Origin of the sequence: Chamaesiphon minutus PCC 6605 (genome assembly GCF_000317145.1) — a bacterium.
In the GTDB taxonomy this organism is placed as follows: domain Bacteria; phylum Cyanobacteriota; class Cyanobacteriia; order Cyanobacteriales; family Chamaesiphonaceae; genus Chamaesiphon; species Chamaesiphon minutus.
The window spans coordinates 3,163,771-3,181,459 of sequence record NC_019697.1; the positions used below are offsets into that span (position 1 = coordinate 3,163,771).

The window sequence follows — 17,689 nt, forward strand, 5'->3', positions numbered from 1 at the left end:
ATGGAACGACGATTGACCGCGCAGCAACTAGAGCAAATTGTGGGCGAAGTCGGACGATTGGCCGATCGACAGCAAGCAGAATTAGATCGATCGGAAGTTCAGAAAATCCTCCAAGAATTGAATTTACCGCCAGAACTGCTCGACGAAGCGATGGTGCAAGTGCAGCGCAAAGAGGCTTTAGCACGGCAACAGCAGCGGAATCGGGGCATTGCGATCGCGAGTATTGCGGCGTTAGTCGCGATCGTCATTGGGACTGGTATGTTCTTCCAAACTCGATCGAGTTCGCTAGCAAAAATTACTGCCACTCAAGATCGGATTACCTTGGTTCAAGATAATGGTGAAAATCTGCAAGCAGTCGATCGCGGCGCGGCGATCGCCTATCGAGTTACGCTCAATGATGCACCTGTCGGCGAGACATTGAATCTTACCTGCAATTGGCTCGATCCTACTGGTAAAGTTGTCCACACCAATCGTTACGACACCAAAAATATTACTACTCCCGTCTGGAACACTCAATGTCGTTACCAATTACCTGCTAATGCAGCGACTGGAGCATGGATAGTTCAAATGAAAGTCGGCGATCGTATTATCGAACAATCGCCATTTGATGTCAACTAATGGGTCAAAATTTCAATAGTGGTATCGTAATTGGATCGGGGCAACTAGTTGGTTATTGGGGACAGATCGATCGATCTCATTTACTTACAAGTCTACTTCAGGCACCCGTTCGACCATTAGGCAAGCTACCACTAGGCTGCTCTGCTTCAGGACTAGATCTAGACTGCTGGGTGAGATTGCAAGATAAAAATCTAATTTTGGGTCGAGAACCTTTCGGGCGGATGCCGTTATATTGGACGGAAAGCGATCGAGTAATTTGGTTTAGTACTCACTTGCAATTATTGTTACCACTATTAGATCGATCGGCAATCGATGTAGCAGGTTTTTATGGCTATAGTTGCTGTTCTTATGTTCCGACACCATTAACACCGATTAGTGGTATTCAGGCAGTCGCCGCAGGCACGGAAATATCGCTATCCTTGGAGACTTTTACGCCAGTTACAGTTACTAAAAATTGCTGGCAACATTCACCTCAACAACTGACTGACGAACCCACTGCGATCGATCGGTTGCAAGGTTTATTACAATCTGCCGTCGAATGTCAAATTCAAGATTTATCAGATGCACCCGTCGGCGTTCTTTTATCTGGCGGATTGGATTCTTCGATCGTCACCGCACTTTTAGTTAAAAATGGCATCAAAGTTCGTGCTTATTCCCTCGACTTTGGCGAAGCGGGAATTTCTGAATATCCTTATGCCGAGCAGGTAGCGAGTTATCTCCAGATTCCCCTAATTAAAGTACCTGTCAGCCCCAAACTAGTACGTCGATCGTTAGATGCTACCGTTCGCGCGCTAGACTCGCCCTATGGCGATGGCGTCACAGTGCCGCTGTACCTACTCTGTCAAGCCGCCAGCCGAGAAGTATCCGTAATTTTCAATGGGGAAGGCGGCGATCAACTATTTGCGGGTTGGACGAATAAACCCCTGATTGCGGCGAGTATGTATGGGGGCAGTCCCGATCTCATCGAGCCATATCTCCAGACATTTCATCGGCTCTACGGCTACGAGAGTCAATCTTTTCAGCCGCAGATCCTCGATCGAATTGAGTCCTTATCGCCCGCAAATTGGCTCGGTGACGCGCTAGATTCCCAGCGTGCCCCCGAACTGCTCCACCGCCTGCGACGTGCCAGCCTGATGCTCAAAGGTGCCCAAAATATCCATCCCCGCGCGACTAATTTGGCGCGTTGGCATGGCTTAAAAGTGCGATCGATCTTCTGCGATTTACCTTTAGCCCAATGGACGTTTGGCGTCTCTGGCACCCTCCATCTCCAAGGTGCCTGCGAAAAATACATCCTCAAGCGCGCAGTCGAACATCTGCTCCCACCCGAAATTGTCTGGCGCACGAAACGCGGGATGGGCGTACCGCTGACAGCATGGTTATTTCAGGAATTATGGTCGGATCTGGGCACATGGTTGAATCCACGAGTCTTGGAACGAGCGGGATATTGGCAACTAGATATTGCAGCCAGATTAGTCAGCGGCAAGTTTGGCGGCACGCTCCAAGGTCGGCGGATTGGGGAGATATTATGGTTAATTATTATGTGGGAGCAGTGGCGGATTCAGGTATTAGGAGAACCGCCAACGAGTAAAAGTTGGCGTCATCCGTTTTGGCTACCGCAACCGCTCTGGCGATTGCTCCAGAACCTTAAGTTAATTGATAATTGATAATTGGGTTATTAGTGAATCGATTGCCGAAGGACTTTGGGCATTCTTAATAATCGGCATTACATGCTTGAATCGCTATTCTCGGAGTATTGGTAAATATGCGGTTCGATCGGGAATTAGATCGAGCATTTTGATTAGCGATCGAGGTTATCTAGATTTTTTCTCACTTTTTAAATAAATAGTTAGCTCTTGAGAGATAAATTTTTATGTATTGATATGTCGATCGATCCCAGATAATCGATCGCCAGATGCCCATACGCGATCGCCGGACATATTAGAGAACGGCTATAAATTCTAACAAAGCAACTGGCTTTCCTAAAATACGTCTTAATGAGTAACTGAGTTTGCATTAGCAAACATTGCTAAGGAGATCGCAATAAGTTTAAAGCGATGATTAAAGCGATCGCATAAAAAACAGGAGCAATTTATAAGTTGCTCCTGTTGTTGTTAATAGCAACTAATTAGAACAACGAGAAACTATTATTAGTCAAAGCAGGGAGACCGACTAATTGAGCGATGCGGACTTGGGCAGCACCGCCAACTCCATCAGCATCGAAGGATAACACGCCAGAGTTATTGTTGTAGATAAATCGGTGGTCGGCTGTGGATGCAGACGATCCGATCGTGAATCGGGAAGCAGCCAAGACTCCTAACGCATCATTAACACCAAAACCGGAACGGGAGATACTAAATCGATCTTGTCCCACCACGAAGTCATTGATTTTGTCATAACCTTCATTGGCAGCATAGTAAACAAAAGTATCGTTACCCGCACCGCCAAAGAGTAAATCGACTCCAGCACCACCAATAATAAAATCATTACCGCCGCCACCATTAATAATGTCATTACCCGCATTACCAAAGAGGGTATCGCTACCATTGGTACCGACTTGGTTGTCAGTTCCAGGATTGCCACCAATCGGCTTGAGATTCAATCCAGCTAAGACCGGATCGTGGTCGGAGGAACGGAATCGATCGAGTCGATACAGGCTAGTATCATTGCGAGCCTCGGCGGCACCTTCACCCGTGGAGAGAATATCATCGTTATAGTCCAACACGATCGGCTCGGAGGAGTTGATATTCCACTTGGCAGCACCCGTGACTTGAGCCAGCAGGCTAGATGTGACTAGGGCGTGGTCGAGGGAGCCTGTCTGACCATCAAAGACGAAGGAATCGCTCGTAGTATTCAGCTTGGTTAAGCCACCAGCGCGGAGGATATCGATCGGATCTTCTTCGTTGTAGGCATTGAGATCGCCTAATACCATCACATCGCTGTCGCCAGAAGCGGTTTGCATTTGGCTGACGAAGTTGAGGAGGGCGGTAGATTGGACTTTGCGGGTAGCATTATAAGCTCCCTGTCCGTCATTTTGGTCTAAGTCGGCTCCAGTTGCCCCAGTGGCACTCTTAGACTTAAAGTGGTTGACGATGGGGGTAAACTTTTCGCCAGAGGCATTGTTAATGAATGTTTGAGCTAGAGGCGGACGACCGAGAGAGGTAAATGCCGGATCGTTGAAATAGACGGCATTACCAACGGGAGTAACCGCACCAGGCTTGTAGATGAAGGCGACCTTAATTTCATCGGTACCAGGGCTACCAGTGGTATTTGCCAGTTTGATATAGTCGTAGGTGTTAGATCCGATCGCTGCATTCAAGCCATTCACCAGATCGACGATCGCCGAATTAGTCCCATCGCCATCGTTTTCCATCTCGATCAGACCGACGACATCGGCATTCAAATCTTTGATGGCTGAGATGATTTTATCGCGCTGACGGCTAAACTCAACTGGACTATCCGCACCCCGCGAAGTCGGGAAACCACCGCCCGCACCATCGCCGTTGAAATAGTTGAGGACGTTGAAACTACCAACTTTAATACCACCGCCGACATCGGGCAAGGCCGGACGCGGTTCGTAGTTGAAAACTGGTGCTTGAGTGGGTTGAATTCGGTAGTTGCTAAAGCCAAATCCCAGCACGCCAGTCAGTCCGGTAGTCGTGCTACCAATGCGGAGGGTATCGTTAGCCGGATTTGCGTCGGTGGTGTCGATATAGGGGACATCGCTGAGATTAGACAAGGTACTACCATCATCTAAGAGAATCCGACGGCGATTGTTGAGATCTTGTTGAGCAGTTACCGCCGCAACGTTGCTCGTTCCTGTCGAAGTTGTACCCGATGCGCTCGCATCGTTGGGATCGATGATGTTGGTCGGATTGAATAAGCGACCGTCAGCAGCTAGGGAAACTTCCCCAAAGCGACCTAAGTTAAAGACTTCAGTAACGGTGAGGGTTTCGGGGATGGTAATTAACATCCCTTCATAGCGTTCTAAATCGCCCACAGTAGCCAACGGCAGATCTAGGACGGTGGGCGTAACCAACGCCTGTTGTCCGGTTGCCAGGACGCTGACATCGGCTGCTGTTGTCGGTGTAATTACCGCTTGGTTGAAGGAGGGAGTAGAAGCATTTTCGGCAACTGTCCCCGTGACGCGCACTTTGTCGCCGACATTCACCGCCGTGAGGGAGTTAACAAAAATCCCCTCAGATGTGAGCGGATTGCCATCGGCATCGCTATCTTCTTCTTGAAGATAAAAGCCGCCGAGTTGTCCGGTGCCTTGGAAGTCGCCGACGACAATTCCTTCGATCGTGAATATTCCCGCCGTAGCGGCTGCGCCACTACCTTGAATATCGCTAATCCGTGGTGGCACGATAACTTCAAATAGGCCAACAGTTTTACTGATTTCGTTGGCGGTGATGAGCAAAGGCTTGCCCGTGGGGCTATCAGCGGCAGAGACAAATGTCAGCCCTTCGACCCCGACATCTTCCGGTGTGTTGATGTACTGAATAAAAGTGGGCGCGATCGGATTGGTAACGTCATAAACCATGACATCCCCGGTTCGTTCTAGTCCAATAAAGGCGTAAGTGCGATTGTTAATGACACCAACGACCACACCTTCCGGTTCTGGGCCTTTATTGTCGCTGCGGGTATCAAAGCTGGCAGCCGATCCATCGGAGTTAAATAACGTTGGGGTTTTAGTCGCAGTAATTTGCTCGAATCGATCGCCGCTATCGAAAACCAAACCACCACTCGAATTCCAAATCGAAAAGGATCTCGCACCCAAGGCTTCAATCCGATCGAAGTCCCCATCGCCATCGGTGTCGCCCGTGGCGTTGGTTAGCTGCAATCGGCCTAGATTGGCATTCTGCTTTAATGTCGCGGCGTTAGGAAAGGCTGTCGGATCTAAAACATATCCTGCCGCACCGACCCGAATTTCTTCACTAAACCCAGTGTAGTCGCGCGCATCACCTTCATTGGCGGTGATGTAGTAAGTTTGACCGTTGACGGTGTAGCTAGCGATCGCGTCGGGTTGATACAAACCAAAAACGGGCCAGTTCTGGATATTGATTTTACCCGCGCTACTAGTCAAATCCCGATCGCTCGCATCAAAGCCATTGCCAGGAAGGTTATGGTTCTTGGTGCCGAGGGGCTGAATGCTAGTAATCGTCGCTGTGGCAATATCGAGAATCGCGATCGCGTTATTTTCTTGCAGGGTAATCCGGGCCGTCAGACCATCTGGGGCTACGGCAATATATTCTGGTTCGAGATCCTGCGCTACCGTCGAGCCAGGGCCAGTAATCCTCACGCCAGCCGCTTTGAGCGATGTAATCTGACTATTGAAACTAGTGAAGGTCGCATTTTGCACTGTGGCATTTGCAACACCAGCCGCAATATTGATGACGCTCACCGAACCTTCAGGATCGAAGGAGTTGGATTGCCCGTAGCTGTTAGGTTCGCCCTCATTCGCTACCAAAACCTTTGTGCCATCGGGGGTAAAGGTAAGCATATCGGGCAAAAAGCCGACTGCAACGTCCTTCAAAAATGCACCATCAGCGGCATTATAAAAACTCACCCGACCGACTTGTTGGGCATTGGTCGTCGTATTCTGAACCGCATAGGCCACCGCGACGATGCCATTCTTCACCGCGACACTATTGGGAAGGGCCACAGTCCCGGCAGGTGGCGTAAATCCGATCGCTAATGGACTGGCTGCGGTCAACGCCCCAGAGTTACTGACAGTATAAGTTTCTACGATGGTTCCAGCTACGACAAATAACCGATCGCTAACCGGATCGAATGCCGGAATCTCCGCCCCATTTGCACTGGTAATGCTGCCAACTTTTTTGAGGAAACTACTGTCGTTGTTGGCGATCGTGATATTTTGGGCGATCGTGCTACCCAAGGTGATTCCTGCCGAAGGTGTACCGATCGTCAGGGTAGCAGTTTCACTCCCTTCGGCGATCGCGTCATCGGCCACAATGAATGTTACCGAGCCGCTTGTTTGACCAGTGGGGATGGTAATCGTATTGCTGGTGAGGTAGTAATCACCCGCAGTAATTCCAGTACCTGTAACGTCTAAAGCCACTGTCTGATTGCCCGTAACGGCACTGTCTGCTGTGGCTGTTACCGTAATCGCGGTTGTATTGGCTTCGGTGCCCGCATTGCTGCTGACAGAGAGATTTAACGTCGGACCCGATTCATTATCGGCGATCGTGATATTTTGCGTCGTCGTACTACCCAATGTAATTCCCGCCGATGGATTGCTAATGGTGAGCACAGCGGTTTCGGAGCCTTCTAGCAGGGCATCATCTACCACTGTAAAAGTGACAGAACCTGTAGTTTGACCATTGGGAATTGCGATCGTTGAGTTACTGAGCGTATAGTCGCCAGCAGTAATATTGGTACCTGTGGCGGCAATAGTCACAGACTGGTCGCCAACTACAGCACTAGCAGCGGTCGCAGTGAGCGTAATAACGGTGGTTCCGGTTTCGCTACCCGCATTCGCACTCGCAGACAGATTGACAGTCGGATTTCCCCCGGCGATCGTAAATGCTGTAGCACTAAAAGGGACATCTGGGGCAGTACCATCGATCCCCTGGTCTCCAGTCCCGTCCTGCGTTTGCCAGTTGGCGGGATTATTAATCGCCGCCAGATAGCCAGGAAATGAAGCTTGTCCGGTACGAGAGCCATTATAAGCAGCGATATCGGCATCATCATCCACGCCGCTGAGATCGATCGCATTGACACCGACAGTCAAACCTGTATTTGTCAGCACTCCATTCGCCGCACTAAAACCACCATTGGCAATTGCCGCAATAAAAGTAGGTGCTGCCGCAGTGCCCTGATAGGCATAGATCGTCTCATCCGCAGCAGCAATACCGCGATTGGTACCGCGACCAGCGACTGGCGTAGATGCAGTACCGATATTAGCCGAGATCGTCCCAGTCCCAACGTTGTCGATTCTGACGATCGTCCCTGCGGGTACGCTCGCGGTTGCCGTCCAACTAAATGCACTTTCATTAGTATCGGTAAAAGCCGTACCATTCCATTCGTTATCTTCAAAAATAATTTGTTCGCCACTGCCAATATCGGTCAGTGCTACAAATGCAATGTTGTCATTACCATCGGCATTAAAGCCCACAAATGCAATATTTCCTGCTGCTAAAGCCACGAAGATACCTCTGTTATTTGTAGAGAAAATTGTTGCAAAAAATTTAATTTAGATCGCTGAAAAATTTCGATATACGAGCTGTCTTACTGTCTCAATTACGCAAAATCCCTAATTCCCTAGAGCTTAAAGCCTATCCAGACCAGCTTTTTTAGCTGCGACTAATTTGCGTTTTAATTTAAATGCGGACAATCCAGCTAACATAATGCCGATCGAACTCGAAGGTTCTGGTACCGCGACGATATCCACTGCATAATTTGCATTTCGACCGAAAAAATCACCGCTTCCATCGAAACCTTGCGAAATGTTTGTTTTATTTGCAGAGTCAAAAAATCTGCCGAATGTACTGATGACCGCTTGATAGTTTCCAGGTAACAAGGTCGCTGTGAAGTTCAAATCTTCAACATCGGTGTATTCGTTGAAATAGCTACCACTTGCAGTAAATATCGTCAGCACTGGGCTGAATCCCCCCGCCGGAATTACCGTTCCCGCAGCATTGGTGCCGCCATTGTAGCTCAACGATCTAAAGGTTAGTTCCGAGCCATCTGAATTAAACGGTAAGGAGGCGATCGCATCGGCATTGGCTAGCGATCCGGTCAAAGATGCCCCATAAGCAGGCGCAACTAGTGTGACTAGAGTAGCTGTTGTTGTAATTCCTAATATTGTCGCGATCGTGAATTTATTCATTGTTTTACAGATGAGCGTGTTCGATAATCGATCGCGCCAATGGCCTCACTACACCGATCGGGTTGGATCGAGCACCATTTTTACAAATCGATGTGTTGTTAGCACCGAGCTTAAATCGGATAGCTGTATGTGCGAGTCACACTGGATAATATCTCGATCGATGACGTAACTTTGTTATAGAATTTTCATTCACCTGCAACATTGCCAAACTACACTTAAAAATAGGTATTGCTGGAGCAGTGTATGAGCAGGCTTTAGGCTTCAGGGCATCAAAAGTTTCGCGAAGCGAACGATCGTCCCGCAACCCAGCAACGCCCATACTCGATCGGCACAAAGCGCATGAAATTGAATCGTTTTTTGGTATGTGGTTTGGGTAGCCTCGGTCAACACTGCGTGCTGGCACTCCAACAATTTGGCGTGAAGATCGTCGCGATCGAACAGGTAGCTCCTCAAAGTTGGGAAGTTCCAAATTTAGTCAATTTATTAGACGATCTCATCATTGGCGATTGTCGGGAAAATAACGTGTTAGCCCAAGCCCAAATCCAAGCTTGTCGCGCCGCCCTGATTGTCACTAGTAATGAGGGAGTCAATGCCGAAATTGCCCTAGCCATCCGCCAACTCAACCCGCAGACGCGGCTAGTCGTGCGATCGGCAAAAACCAATCTCAATCGATTATTAAGCCAACAACTCGGCAATTTTATCGCCTACGAACCGATCGAACTTCCCGCTCACTCCTTTGCCATTGCCGCACTGGGTACAGATACCGTGGGCTTTTTTAATTTAGATGGTTACTGGTTGCGGGTCGTGCGACAACGCATGAGTCCCGACCATCCTTGGTGCAATGCCCGTCGGCTACACGAAATTAATACGCGCAGCCAAAAGCTACTCGCCCACAACGGATCTGCAACCGATTTAGGTTTCTACCAATGGCCGTTTGAAGAGCTAGTTACGGCTGGCGATGTAGTTACTTATATCGAACTTGCCGATCGATTTTCACTGCACGCCACCCCAGATCGACCGATTGCGGCTGGCAAAAAAACCAAACAACCTCAGATCGCTCGCTGGGCGCGCCAAGCTGCCGATCGATTTATGCGGTTTTGGCGATCGAACTTTCAGCAACAAGTCCACCGCGTGGCTCTAATTTGTTGTCTGATTGTCATAGTGTTACTGGCGATCGCCACCGTCCTCTTTCATCAATATCATCCCAACACGACTTGGGTATCGGCATTTTATGCCTCAGCAATCTTACTTTTAGGGGGCTATGGCGATTTATTTGGCGACTTCGAGCAAATTTCGATGATTCCCTGGTGGCTGCAAACATTCGCCCTCGTCTTGAGTCTGGCTGGTACGGCTTTTGTGGGCGTGTTGTATGCAGTCCTCACCGAATCTCTCTTGTCATCCAAATTTCAATTTGTCAAGCAGCGACCGCCCGTGCCCCAACAGAACCACATCATCATCGTGGGTTTAGGACGAGTCGGACAACAAGTAGCCCTGTTGCTACAGCAATTCAAGCAAGCTGTCGTAGGCGTGACATTGCAGCCAGATATCAACAGTACGCTCTTGCCAGATCTGCCGATAATTACGGGCAATATCGCCCAATCCCTAGCACAAGCCAATCTCCCGACTGCCAAAAGCGTCATTATCGTCACCGATGATGAAATGCTCAATCTGGAAGTTGCCTTAATGGTGCAATCGATCGATCCGCAGCTCGATCTAATAATTCGGACATCGGGACAAAGATTGAGCCAACATCTGACAAAAACGCTGCCAACTGCTCGCGTGTTGGGGATGCACACAGTATCGGCAGAAGTGTTTGCTGGAGCGGCATTTGGCGAAAATATTCTGAATTTATTCCACAGCGATCGGCAGACTATTTTAGTCACTGAATACGCGATCGAATCAGGCGACACACTCGATCGATTGTTGCTAGCTGAAGTTGCCTATGGTTATGGGGTAGTGCCCATTCTGCACCAGCGCAATTCCCATCCCGAAACCTTAATGCCTACCGACGATATTTTGCTAGCAAATGGCGATCGATTGGTAGTCTTGGCAACGACAGAGAGTCTGCGCCGAATCGATATCGGCGATCGACACCCCAAATTTTGGTATGTTGAGGTCGAGCTAGCGATGACCGCAGAATCTACTTTTGAGGGGGCAAATATTATCGGACGCATCTCCGGTTGTTCGCTGCGGATCGCTAGAGATTTAATGGAAAATTTACCAGGAATTTTGAATGTTCCACTCTATCAGCATCAAGCCCAACGATTAGTTTATGCGTTAGAAAAGGTGCGCGTCAAAGCCAAAATCAGACCGATCGACCCGATCGCCCAAAGGTTATCTTTAATTTAAGAAATAAGATAATTTGATTAACAAGTAGTTAAGAACTAGATTTTTAGATTTTAAATAAAAAATCTTAACGATCCGAACAGATCGATGCGATCGATTATACTCGCATCGATGGAAAAACCATGCCAAACTACGCTCAGTTGAGCTACCAAAATTCTGTTTCGCTAGATACTTACTGGAAAACTTTATGGCAACTCTTTCTTTCGATACAACGCAGCCTTCTCAAGTCAAAGGTCTAAATGGTTGGACTGTCGATCCCCTCGTAACCGTTGGCGATAAAGTCGGTAACTATGCTATCCCTGGTATCCCCGATGGGATTGGAGCTTACTCACTCAACGATACAACTGTGCGTTTACTTGTTGTAAGTGAATTATCCAACACAGTTGGTTACAGATATGCTCTCAAAAACGGCACTCAACTCCCTGGCGCAAGAGCGAGCTATATTGATGTTGACAAACGCACTTTCCAAGTCACTGACGCTGGTTTAGCTTATGACACCATCATCAATCGTGCTGGTGAAGTTGTAGATGCAGCCACAGACTTAGAATTTGGTGGGATCAATCGCTTCTGTTCGGCGGTTTTGGTTGAAGCACATCAGTTTGGTACTGGTAATGGTTTAGCCGATCGGATCTTTTTCTCTGGTGAAGAAACCAACGGCGGTAGTCAGTTTGCACTAGATCTCAAAACTAACACCTTACATGCAGTACCCTGGTTCGGTCGTGCAGCATGGGAAAATGTCACGGAAATCAACACCGGAACCACTAATAAAGTTGCCTTTATCGTTGGCGACGATCGTAGCAATGCCCCTTTAATCCTCTATGTAGGTGACAAGAATTCCAAAGGTGATGGCAGTTTCCTAGATCGGAATGGACTAGCCAAAGGCAAACTATTTGTCTGGGTTGCTGATGATGTTAATAGTGCTACCGATGCAATCGAGCGTAGCCCCAGTGAATTTAAGGGTAGCGGCGGCAGCACAAACGGCAAATTTGTCGAAATTCCTTACTACGATCCTACTAAGGCAAATACCACTGGTTACGATGCTCAAGGTTTTGCCAACCAAACTAAACAAGATGAACTAGCCGAAGCTGCTAAAGCCTTCAAGTTCTCCCGACCAGAAGACGTTGCTACCAACCCATTTGATGGTACTCAGGTCGTACTTGCTTCTACTGGTAATAGTGCTTCAGCGGATATTTGGGGTACAACTTACAAAATTGATGTTGATTTTAATAACATCACCGCTGGCAACATCACCGCCAAAATTGACATCCTCTATGATGGTAATGATGCAGGGAATCAGGCATTAGGTTTACGTAGCCCCGACAACCTCGATTGGGCTGATGATGGCAAAATCTACATCAACGAAGATCGGTCGATTTCTGCTTTTGGCAGCATTGAAGCTTCGATTTTCAGCATCGATCCTAGTGCAACCAATCCTGCTAGCACTCTAACTCGGATCGCGCAGATCGATCGCTCTGCCGTTCCTGCTGGTCAGACCGATACTGCTCCAACTGATGTTGGCAACTGGGAGACTTCGGGTATTCTCGATGTTTCCAAATTGTTTGGTGCTAAAGCTGGCGAACTATTTGTGGTTGACGTTCAGGCTCACAGTCTCCGTGGTGGCTCGATTATCACGGCTACTAATGTCGATGGTAATAACGATGGCACCAAAACTGATGCTGAAAACCTCGTTGAAGGCGGTCAATTATCTCTCCTAATCGCGCCTAAAGCGAATCTCATTCAAGGGTCTAACTTGTTTGGTGGCACATCCGGTGCCGATACGATCGAAGCTGGCGTTACCAAAGGTTTTGATGGTGTCAACGATAGCGTCTTTGCTGGTGCTGGTAACGATACTGTTGACAGCGCAATTGCTGGCGTACTCGCAAGTGGCAACCGCATTGATGCTGGTAGCGGTGTCGATACTATTTTTGTTGCTAATAACGATCGCGCGTTCGGTCAAGCTGGTGATGACATCTTTGAAGCTGGCGATGCTAGCGGCTACCGTGCTTCTGGTGGTGCTGGTAACGATACTTTCTACCTCGGTACTAATGGTCGCGCTTTAGGTGGCGAAGGTAACGATCGCTTCTTTGCTGGTCTCGGTGGCGACAACCTCTTATCTGGTGGTGCTGGTGCCGACCAATTCTGGATCTACAACGGTGAAGCTCCTGCTAAAGCTAATACTGTCTTAGATTTCCAAATCGGTACCGATGTCTTGGGGATTAGCGGTTCGTCGCTCAAGTTTGCTGACTTAACTCGGACTGGCAACAATATCGCCATCGGTGGTAACACGATTGCTACGTTAACTGGTGTCGATACTACAACTCTCACCGCGTCTAACTTTGCTTTCATCTAATCTCGATCGCCACAAAGATAATTAGTTAGTAAAAATAGGATGCTATATCTTTCGATAGCATCCTATTCCCTTTTGTGTTGAACGTTTTTATTGATTAAATGACTATCGATCCCCACGTTCGATCGCCGATAGTTAAAGTTAAATCTATTTATCCTTAACCATATCTTAATTTTAAAACGAGCTTAATTTAATGCTCAAATGACAAAACCAGTGATAAAATTCCACTGACAATATCGAAAGATATATTTCAGCTAAGGTGCTCGCCTGCTCTTGACAGAATAAATGACTATGAGTTGACAGTTTATGACAGTATATTAGCTCGACGGCAATCGCGCTGTCTTCTTTTAATCGCTCGTTCTGACAAGAAAGTTAATCTTCGCTACACAACAGTAGTTCGGCAAAAAATCATCCGTGTTCTATACAGATTAATTAAGGGAGAATTTAATGGGCATAGTTAATGGGACTAACAACGATGATGTATTATTTATTGACGCTGGCAAAAGCAATGACACCTTGTTGGGTTTAGCCGGAAATGACTACCTAGACGCCTTAGCTGGTAACGGCAACAATACTCTCCGTGGTGGAGATGGCAATGATGAGTTGTATGCTTACACCAACGATCGACTAGAAGGCGAGGCAGGTAACGATAGCCTCACCTCCGATGGCAATGGCTCTAACGCCCTCTCTGGTGGCGATGGTGATGATACTATTTATGCCGATCGCAACGATACAGTTTCTGGCGATGCAGGCGATGACAAGATTTATGGCGGACAGGGTGGCAATACGATCTCAGGCGGCGCAGGTAAAGATGTCTTTTGGGTTGCCAATGTCGATGTCCCGACTACACCCAATACCATTACCGATTTCGATCGATTAAACGACACGATTAGGATTAACCTTGCTAGCGTGAGTCAATTTAGCGATCTCACCATTGCCAAATCTGGCTCTGATGCCACTATTAGCTTTGGCGCGCAACAGCTAGCTCTACTCAAAAATACTGCCCCAGGCAGCCTCAATAGCAACACCGTCGCCGTCGCGCCTACCGCACCCAATAATGCAGGTAGCAACGTGACGAACTATGAATTTACCAACCTGCCCAAACTAGGTACGACTTCCAAAGGGCAAGATTTATTCCTCGGTGGTTTTTCGGGGTTATATTTTCAGGGGATCGCCGCCAATGGTAACCTCAAATTGATCGCGCATACCGATCGCGGGCCAAATGGCGAGCCGACTGGTGCCAATCGTCCCTTTCTCTTACCTAATTTTCAACCCGAAATCGTCAGTTTTGAACTCGATCGCACTTCGGGCGAGATAATTATTACCAAGCGCACGGGTTTATTTAGAGCCGATGGTAAGACACCACTCACCGGATTGCCCAACCTTCAAGCGGGAGCTAATGGTTTAGCCTATACCGACGAAATTGGTGTCGATCTCGATGGCAAAGTTTTAGCTAACGATCCGCTCGGTGCAGATGTCGAAGGCATCGTCATCGGCTCTGATGGTAACTACTGGCTGGTAGACGAATATCGTCCCGCGATTTATCAATTCGACACCAATGGTAAACTACTCAACAGGTTTATCCCTAAAGGTACCAGCACAGCAAGGATCGATCTAGCCGCGATCGATTTTGGCACCGAAGTATTACCCGAAGTTTACGCCCAACGCCGCAGCAATCGTGGCTTTGAAGCAGTCGCGATCGAAGGTACCAAGCTCTATGCCTTCATGCAAAGTCCGATCGACAATCCCGATAATGCTGGCGATACGGTTTCGAGAGCCTCCCGTACAGTCCGCATTTTAGAATTCGATACTGCAACTAAAACCGTCACAGGCGAATATCTCTATCTGCTCGACGATATTACGGGTACTGGTAACGCCAAAACCGACAAACTCGGCGATGCTGTCTCTCTCGGTGGCGGTAAATTTGCCGTTGTCGAACGCGACGATCTCGCCACAACTGCCTCTAATAAGCTCATCTACCAAATCGATCTCGCCACGGCGACTAATATTAATAACCCTGCCAACTTTACTCTACCTGCGGGTAAAACGATCGAACAACTCACCCCCGCCGAATTAACTACAGCCAAGATTGCCCCCGTCAGCAAAAGCCTCATCGCGAATGCCGCAAAATTGGGTTATACCGGAGTCGAAAAACTCGAAGGTTTGGCATTAGTTGCACCTAATACGCTTGCCTTAATTAATGACAACGATTTTAACGTCGCGCCAGGGAGCAAGGTACCCGAAAAATTAGGGCTGCTAGAACTAGCCAAAGATCTCCCCGTGACGGGAATTATCAGCACCATCATCATTACCGCAACCGATCCAGCGGATCTATTGCTCGGTATCAAAGAATCGAACACTAGGATTATCGGCGATAGCCGTAACAATATCATCGATCTTAGTATTGCTGGAGGTCGAAATCAAATTTATGCTGGCGATGGAGCCGACGAGCTATATGCTTATCAAAACGATCGCCTATTCGGTGAAGGCGGTAACGATATCCTCGATGCTACCGACGGTACAGGTGACAATGAATTGGATGGTGGTACTGGGGACGATCGATTATTTGCAGGTACTAACGATCGATTAGTTGGTGGCGATGGTGACGATACCTTATTTGCAGGCTTAGGTGGTAGTACCCTGACAGGTGGTAATGGGAAGGATACTTTTATCCTCGCGGCGGTAACATTATCTACTAAATTTAATATCATTACCGACTACAAAGCTGGTACCGATACGCTCAAAATTTCGGGTATCCCTGGCATCGGCGACGATATTACCAAGCTAACTGCCACAATTCAAGGTAGCGATACGTTGCTCAAAGCAGGTACTGTCGATTTAGCCTTAATCAAAGGGATTCAGGCCAACTCGATCGCCGATCTCTTAAATCCCAACCCGAATCCTAACCCAAACCCAAATCCCAACCCTAACCCCAATCCCAACCCTAACCCCAATCCCAACCCCAACCCAATTCCCAACCCCAATCCCAACCCGACACCTGGCATTACTTTAACCAACAACTTATTTGTTACTGATGCCGCAACGAAAGGTTTAGGTGTCAATGCTGTCAGCAAAAGAGCAGATAGCAAAGTTAATGAAATTGGCTTTTTTGCTGTTGACGATCCAGCTGGCAAAATTGGCGGAATCGCTCCAGGTGCCGCAGGTTATCTCAAACTATTCGCCGACTCAGCCAAACCAATCTTCGCTAATTTGGACGGTAGTTTCTTCAGTACTAATAAACGCGAAATTAGCTTAGATCCGAACAAAATTTATCAATTTTTTCAAGTGCAAGATGGTTCGATTGCCGATTTGCAACAACAGATTGCCAGCGGCAAAACGCCGACTAATATCTTATTTGCACTCCCCGATGCCAATGGTAATAGTCCATTTAAAGTCACTACCAACAGCACCAATGATGGCTTTCAAATCTCAGTTAATAACGACGAGGTGCGCTTAAATGTCTCCAAACTAGCGGGTGCAACACCGAATATTCCAATCGGTGCTAAATCTCAGAATTTGGTTCAAGGACGCATTATCGATCTGTCAGACTATGCAGGTAAAACACTCAAAGTCGATATCAATACCAAGAGCGATGCGGGATACAATAATACGATCGCTTTCTACGCAGTTGAAGATGCCATTTTAGGTACAATCAAACTAGCTAATGGTACTATTCTCAAACCGGGCGATACTAATTATGCGATCGAAGCAATTAAAAGTGCAATTTTACAAACAGGTAAAACCGATAGTAAACTCAACCAAGATCTCACTGGTGGTAAAATCTATGCTCCTGTAGCGATCTCTCAGGGTAATTTAACTGACTTTGTAAGTCTAAATCCGACTAATAGTGGCGGTAGTAATGCAATTCATGCTTATTTCAACTATCTCGGTGCTAATCCCGATAAACTAGATCATTTCCGCCTGCTTGGTAATAATACCTTTGGCATCGAAGATCTGTATGGTAGTGGCGATCGCGACTTCAACGATATTGTCGTCAAGATCGACATCAAAACAATTTAACGATCCCGATCGCCAGCGAGATCTCGATCTTGCTGACGGTTGAATTTACGCACTAGTGGCGATCGTGGAACGATTGAGGCTTACTTTCATTATCTGGGTGCCAAATCTGACAAGCTCAATTGTCTTTGCCTAATTGGGAATAATATATTTGGGATCGAGGATATGGATGGTGGCGACAATTCCCCAAACGGGACGCTACGCGATCGCGACTTCAACGATAGCCTAGCCAGCATCAACCTCGATAATTCATTATTATAGAATTATAGTATTTTGACCTCAAGACAGCTCCCCGACTTCTCTGGAGATTTGGGGATCTGGCGTTCGCAAGATCGCCTGCCAATACGGGCGATCGACATCAAATTCCAAGTGCGAGCCAGTGGTATTATAGTCTTACTTCATGGAGATTATGGCCAACTGACTGAGGCGATCTCAATGTGATGGAGGTCGATCGTGCTTGTCGCCACCTGCGCGACAACAGCTAGGGTGCAAGTTTAACCAGGCGTTAATAT

At 47.7% G+C, this 17,689-nt stretch carries 9 protein-coding genes; 7 read left to right on the forward strand and 2 right to left on the reverse strand.

The window, feature by feature from the left end:
- Together CHA6605_RS14525 and CHA6605_RS14530 are read left to right on the forward strand one after the other, a co-directional pair.
- Positions 1 to 618: a hypothetical protein gene (locus CHA6605_RS14525; RefSeq protein ID WP_015160204.1), complete on the forward strand. Its 618-nt coding sequence runs from the start codon at positions 1 to 3 to the stop codon at positions 616 to 618.
- Positions 618 to 2,282 carry an asparagine synthetase B family protein gene (locus tag CHA6605_RS14530; RefSeq protein ID WP_015160205.1) on the forward strand — a complete coding sequence of 555 codons (1,665 nt, stop codon included), beginning with the start codon at positions 618 to 620 and terminating at the stop codon, positions 2,280 to 2,282. The genes CHA6605_RS14525 and CHA6605_RS14530 overlap by 1 nt, the downstream gene beginning before the upstream one ends.
- A gap of 461 nt (positions 2,283 to 2,743) precedes the next feature.
- On the opposite strand, the gene CHA6605_RS35780 is transcribed toward CHA6605_RS14530, so the two are convergent.
- Both CHA6605_RS35780 and CHA6605_RS14545 read right to left on the reverse strand, forming a co-directional pair.
- Positions 2,744 to 7,783: an ExeM/NucH family extracellular endonuclease gene (locus CHA6605_RS35780; protein WP_015160206.1), complete on the reverse strand. Its 5,040-nt coding sequence runs from the start codon at positions 7,781 to 7,783 to the stop codon at positions 2,744 to 2,746.
- A 123-nt stretch (positions 7,784 to 7,906) separates the two neighbouring features.
- Positions 7,907 to 8,467, reverse strand: a complete 561-nt coding sequence (locus CHA6605_RS14545; RefSeq protein ID WP_015160207.1) for a DVUA0089 family protein — start codon at positions 8,465 to 8,467, stop codon at positions 7,907 to 7,909.
- A 339-nt stretch (positions 8,468 to 8,806) separates the two neighbouring features.
- Between CHA6605_RS14545 and CHA6605_RS14550 the strand changes: the two genes are divergently transcribed.
- The 5 genes from CHA6605_RS14550 (at position 8,807) to CHA6605_RS34180 (ending at position 17,618) form a co-directional block, all read left to right on the forward strand.
- Positions 8,807 to 10,816, forward strand: a complete 2,010-nt coding sequence (locus CHA6605_RS14550; protein ID WP_015160208.1) for an NAD-binding protein — start codon at positions 8,807 to 8,809, stop codon at positions 10,814 to 10,816.
- Positions 10,817 to 11,000: 184 nt separating this feature from the next.
- The gene (locus CHA6605_RS14555) at positions 11,001 to 13,163 is read left to right on the forward strand and encodes an alkaline phosphatase PhoX (RefSeq protein WP_015160209.1); all 2,163 of its coding nucleotides are present in this window, start codon (positions 11,001 to 11,003) and stop codon (positions 13,161 to 13,163) included.
- A gap of 444 nt (positions 13,164 to 13,607) precedes the next feature.
- The gene (locus CHA6605_RS14560) at positions 13,608 to 17,180 is read left to right on the forward strand and encodes an esterase-like activity of phytase family protein (RefSeq protein WP_015160210.1); all 3,573 of its coding nucleotides are present in this window, start codon (positions 13,608 to 13,610) and stop codon (positions 17,178 to 17,180) included.
- Positions 17,181 to 17,219: 39 nt separating this feature from the next.
- Positions 17,220 to 17,438 carry a hypothetical protein gene (locus tag CHA6605_RS14565; RefSeq protein ID WP_041548076.1) on the forward strand — a complete coding sequence of 73 codons (219 nt, stop codon included), beginning with the start codon at positions 17,220 to 17,222 and terminating at the stop codon, positions 17,436 to 17,438.
- Positions 17,439 to 17,450: 12 nt separating this feature from the next.
- Positions 17,451 to 17,618: a hypothetical protein gene (locus CHA6605_RS34180; RefSeq protein ID WP_157259991.1), complete on the forward strand. Its 168-nt coding sequence runs from the start codon at positions 17,451 to 17,453 to the stop codon at positions 17,616 to 17,618.
- Positions 17,619 to 17,689: the final 71 nt, after the last annotated feature.

Coding starts and splice junctions, on each gene's coding strand:
- CHA6605_RS14530 (WP_015160205.1), top strand. CDS start 618: ATGGGTCAAAATTTCAATAGTGGTATCGTAATTGGATCGGGGCAACTA.
- CHA6605_RS14545 (WP_015160207.1), bottom strand. CDS start 8,467: ATGAATAAATTCACGATCGCGACAATATTAGGAATTACAACAACAGCT.
- CHA6605_RS14560 (WP_015160210.1), top strand. CDS start 13,608: ATGGGCATAGTTAATGGGACTAACAACGATGATGTATTATTTATTGAC.
- CHA6605_RS14525 (WP_015160204.1), top strand. CDS start 1: ATGGAACGACGATTGACCGCGCAGCAACTAGAGCAAATTGTGGGCGAA.
- CHA6605_RS14550 (WP_015160208.1), top strand. CDS start 8,807: ATGAAATTGAATCGTTTTTTGGTATGTGGTTTGGGTAGCCTCGGTCAA.
- CHA6605_RS14555 (WP_015160209.1), top strand. CDS start 11,001: ATGGCAACTCTTTCTTTCGATACAACGCAGCCTTCTCAAGTCAAAGGT.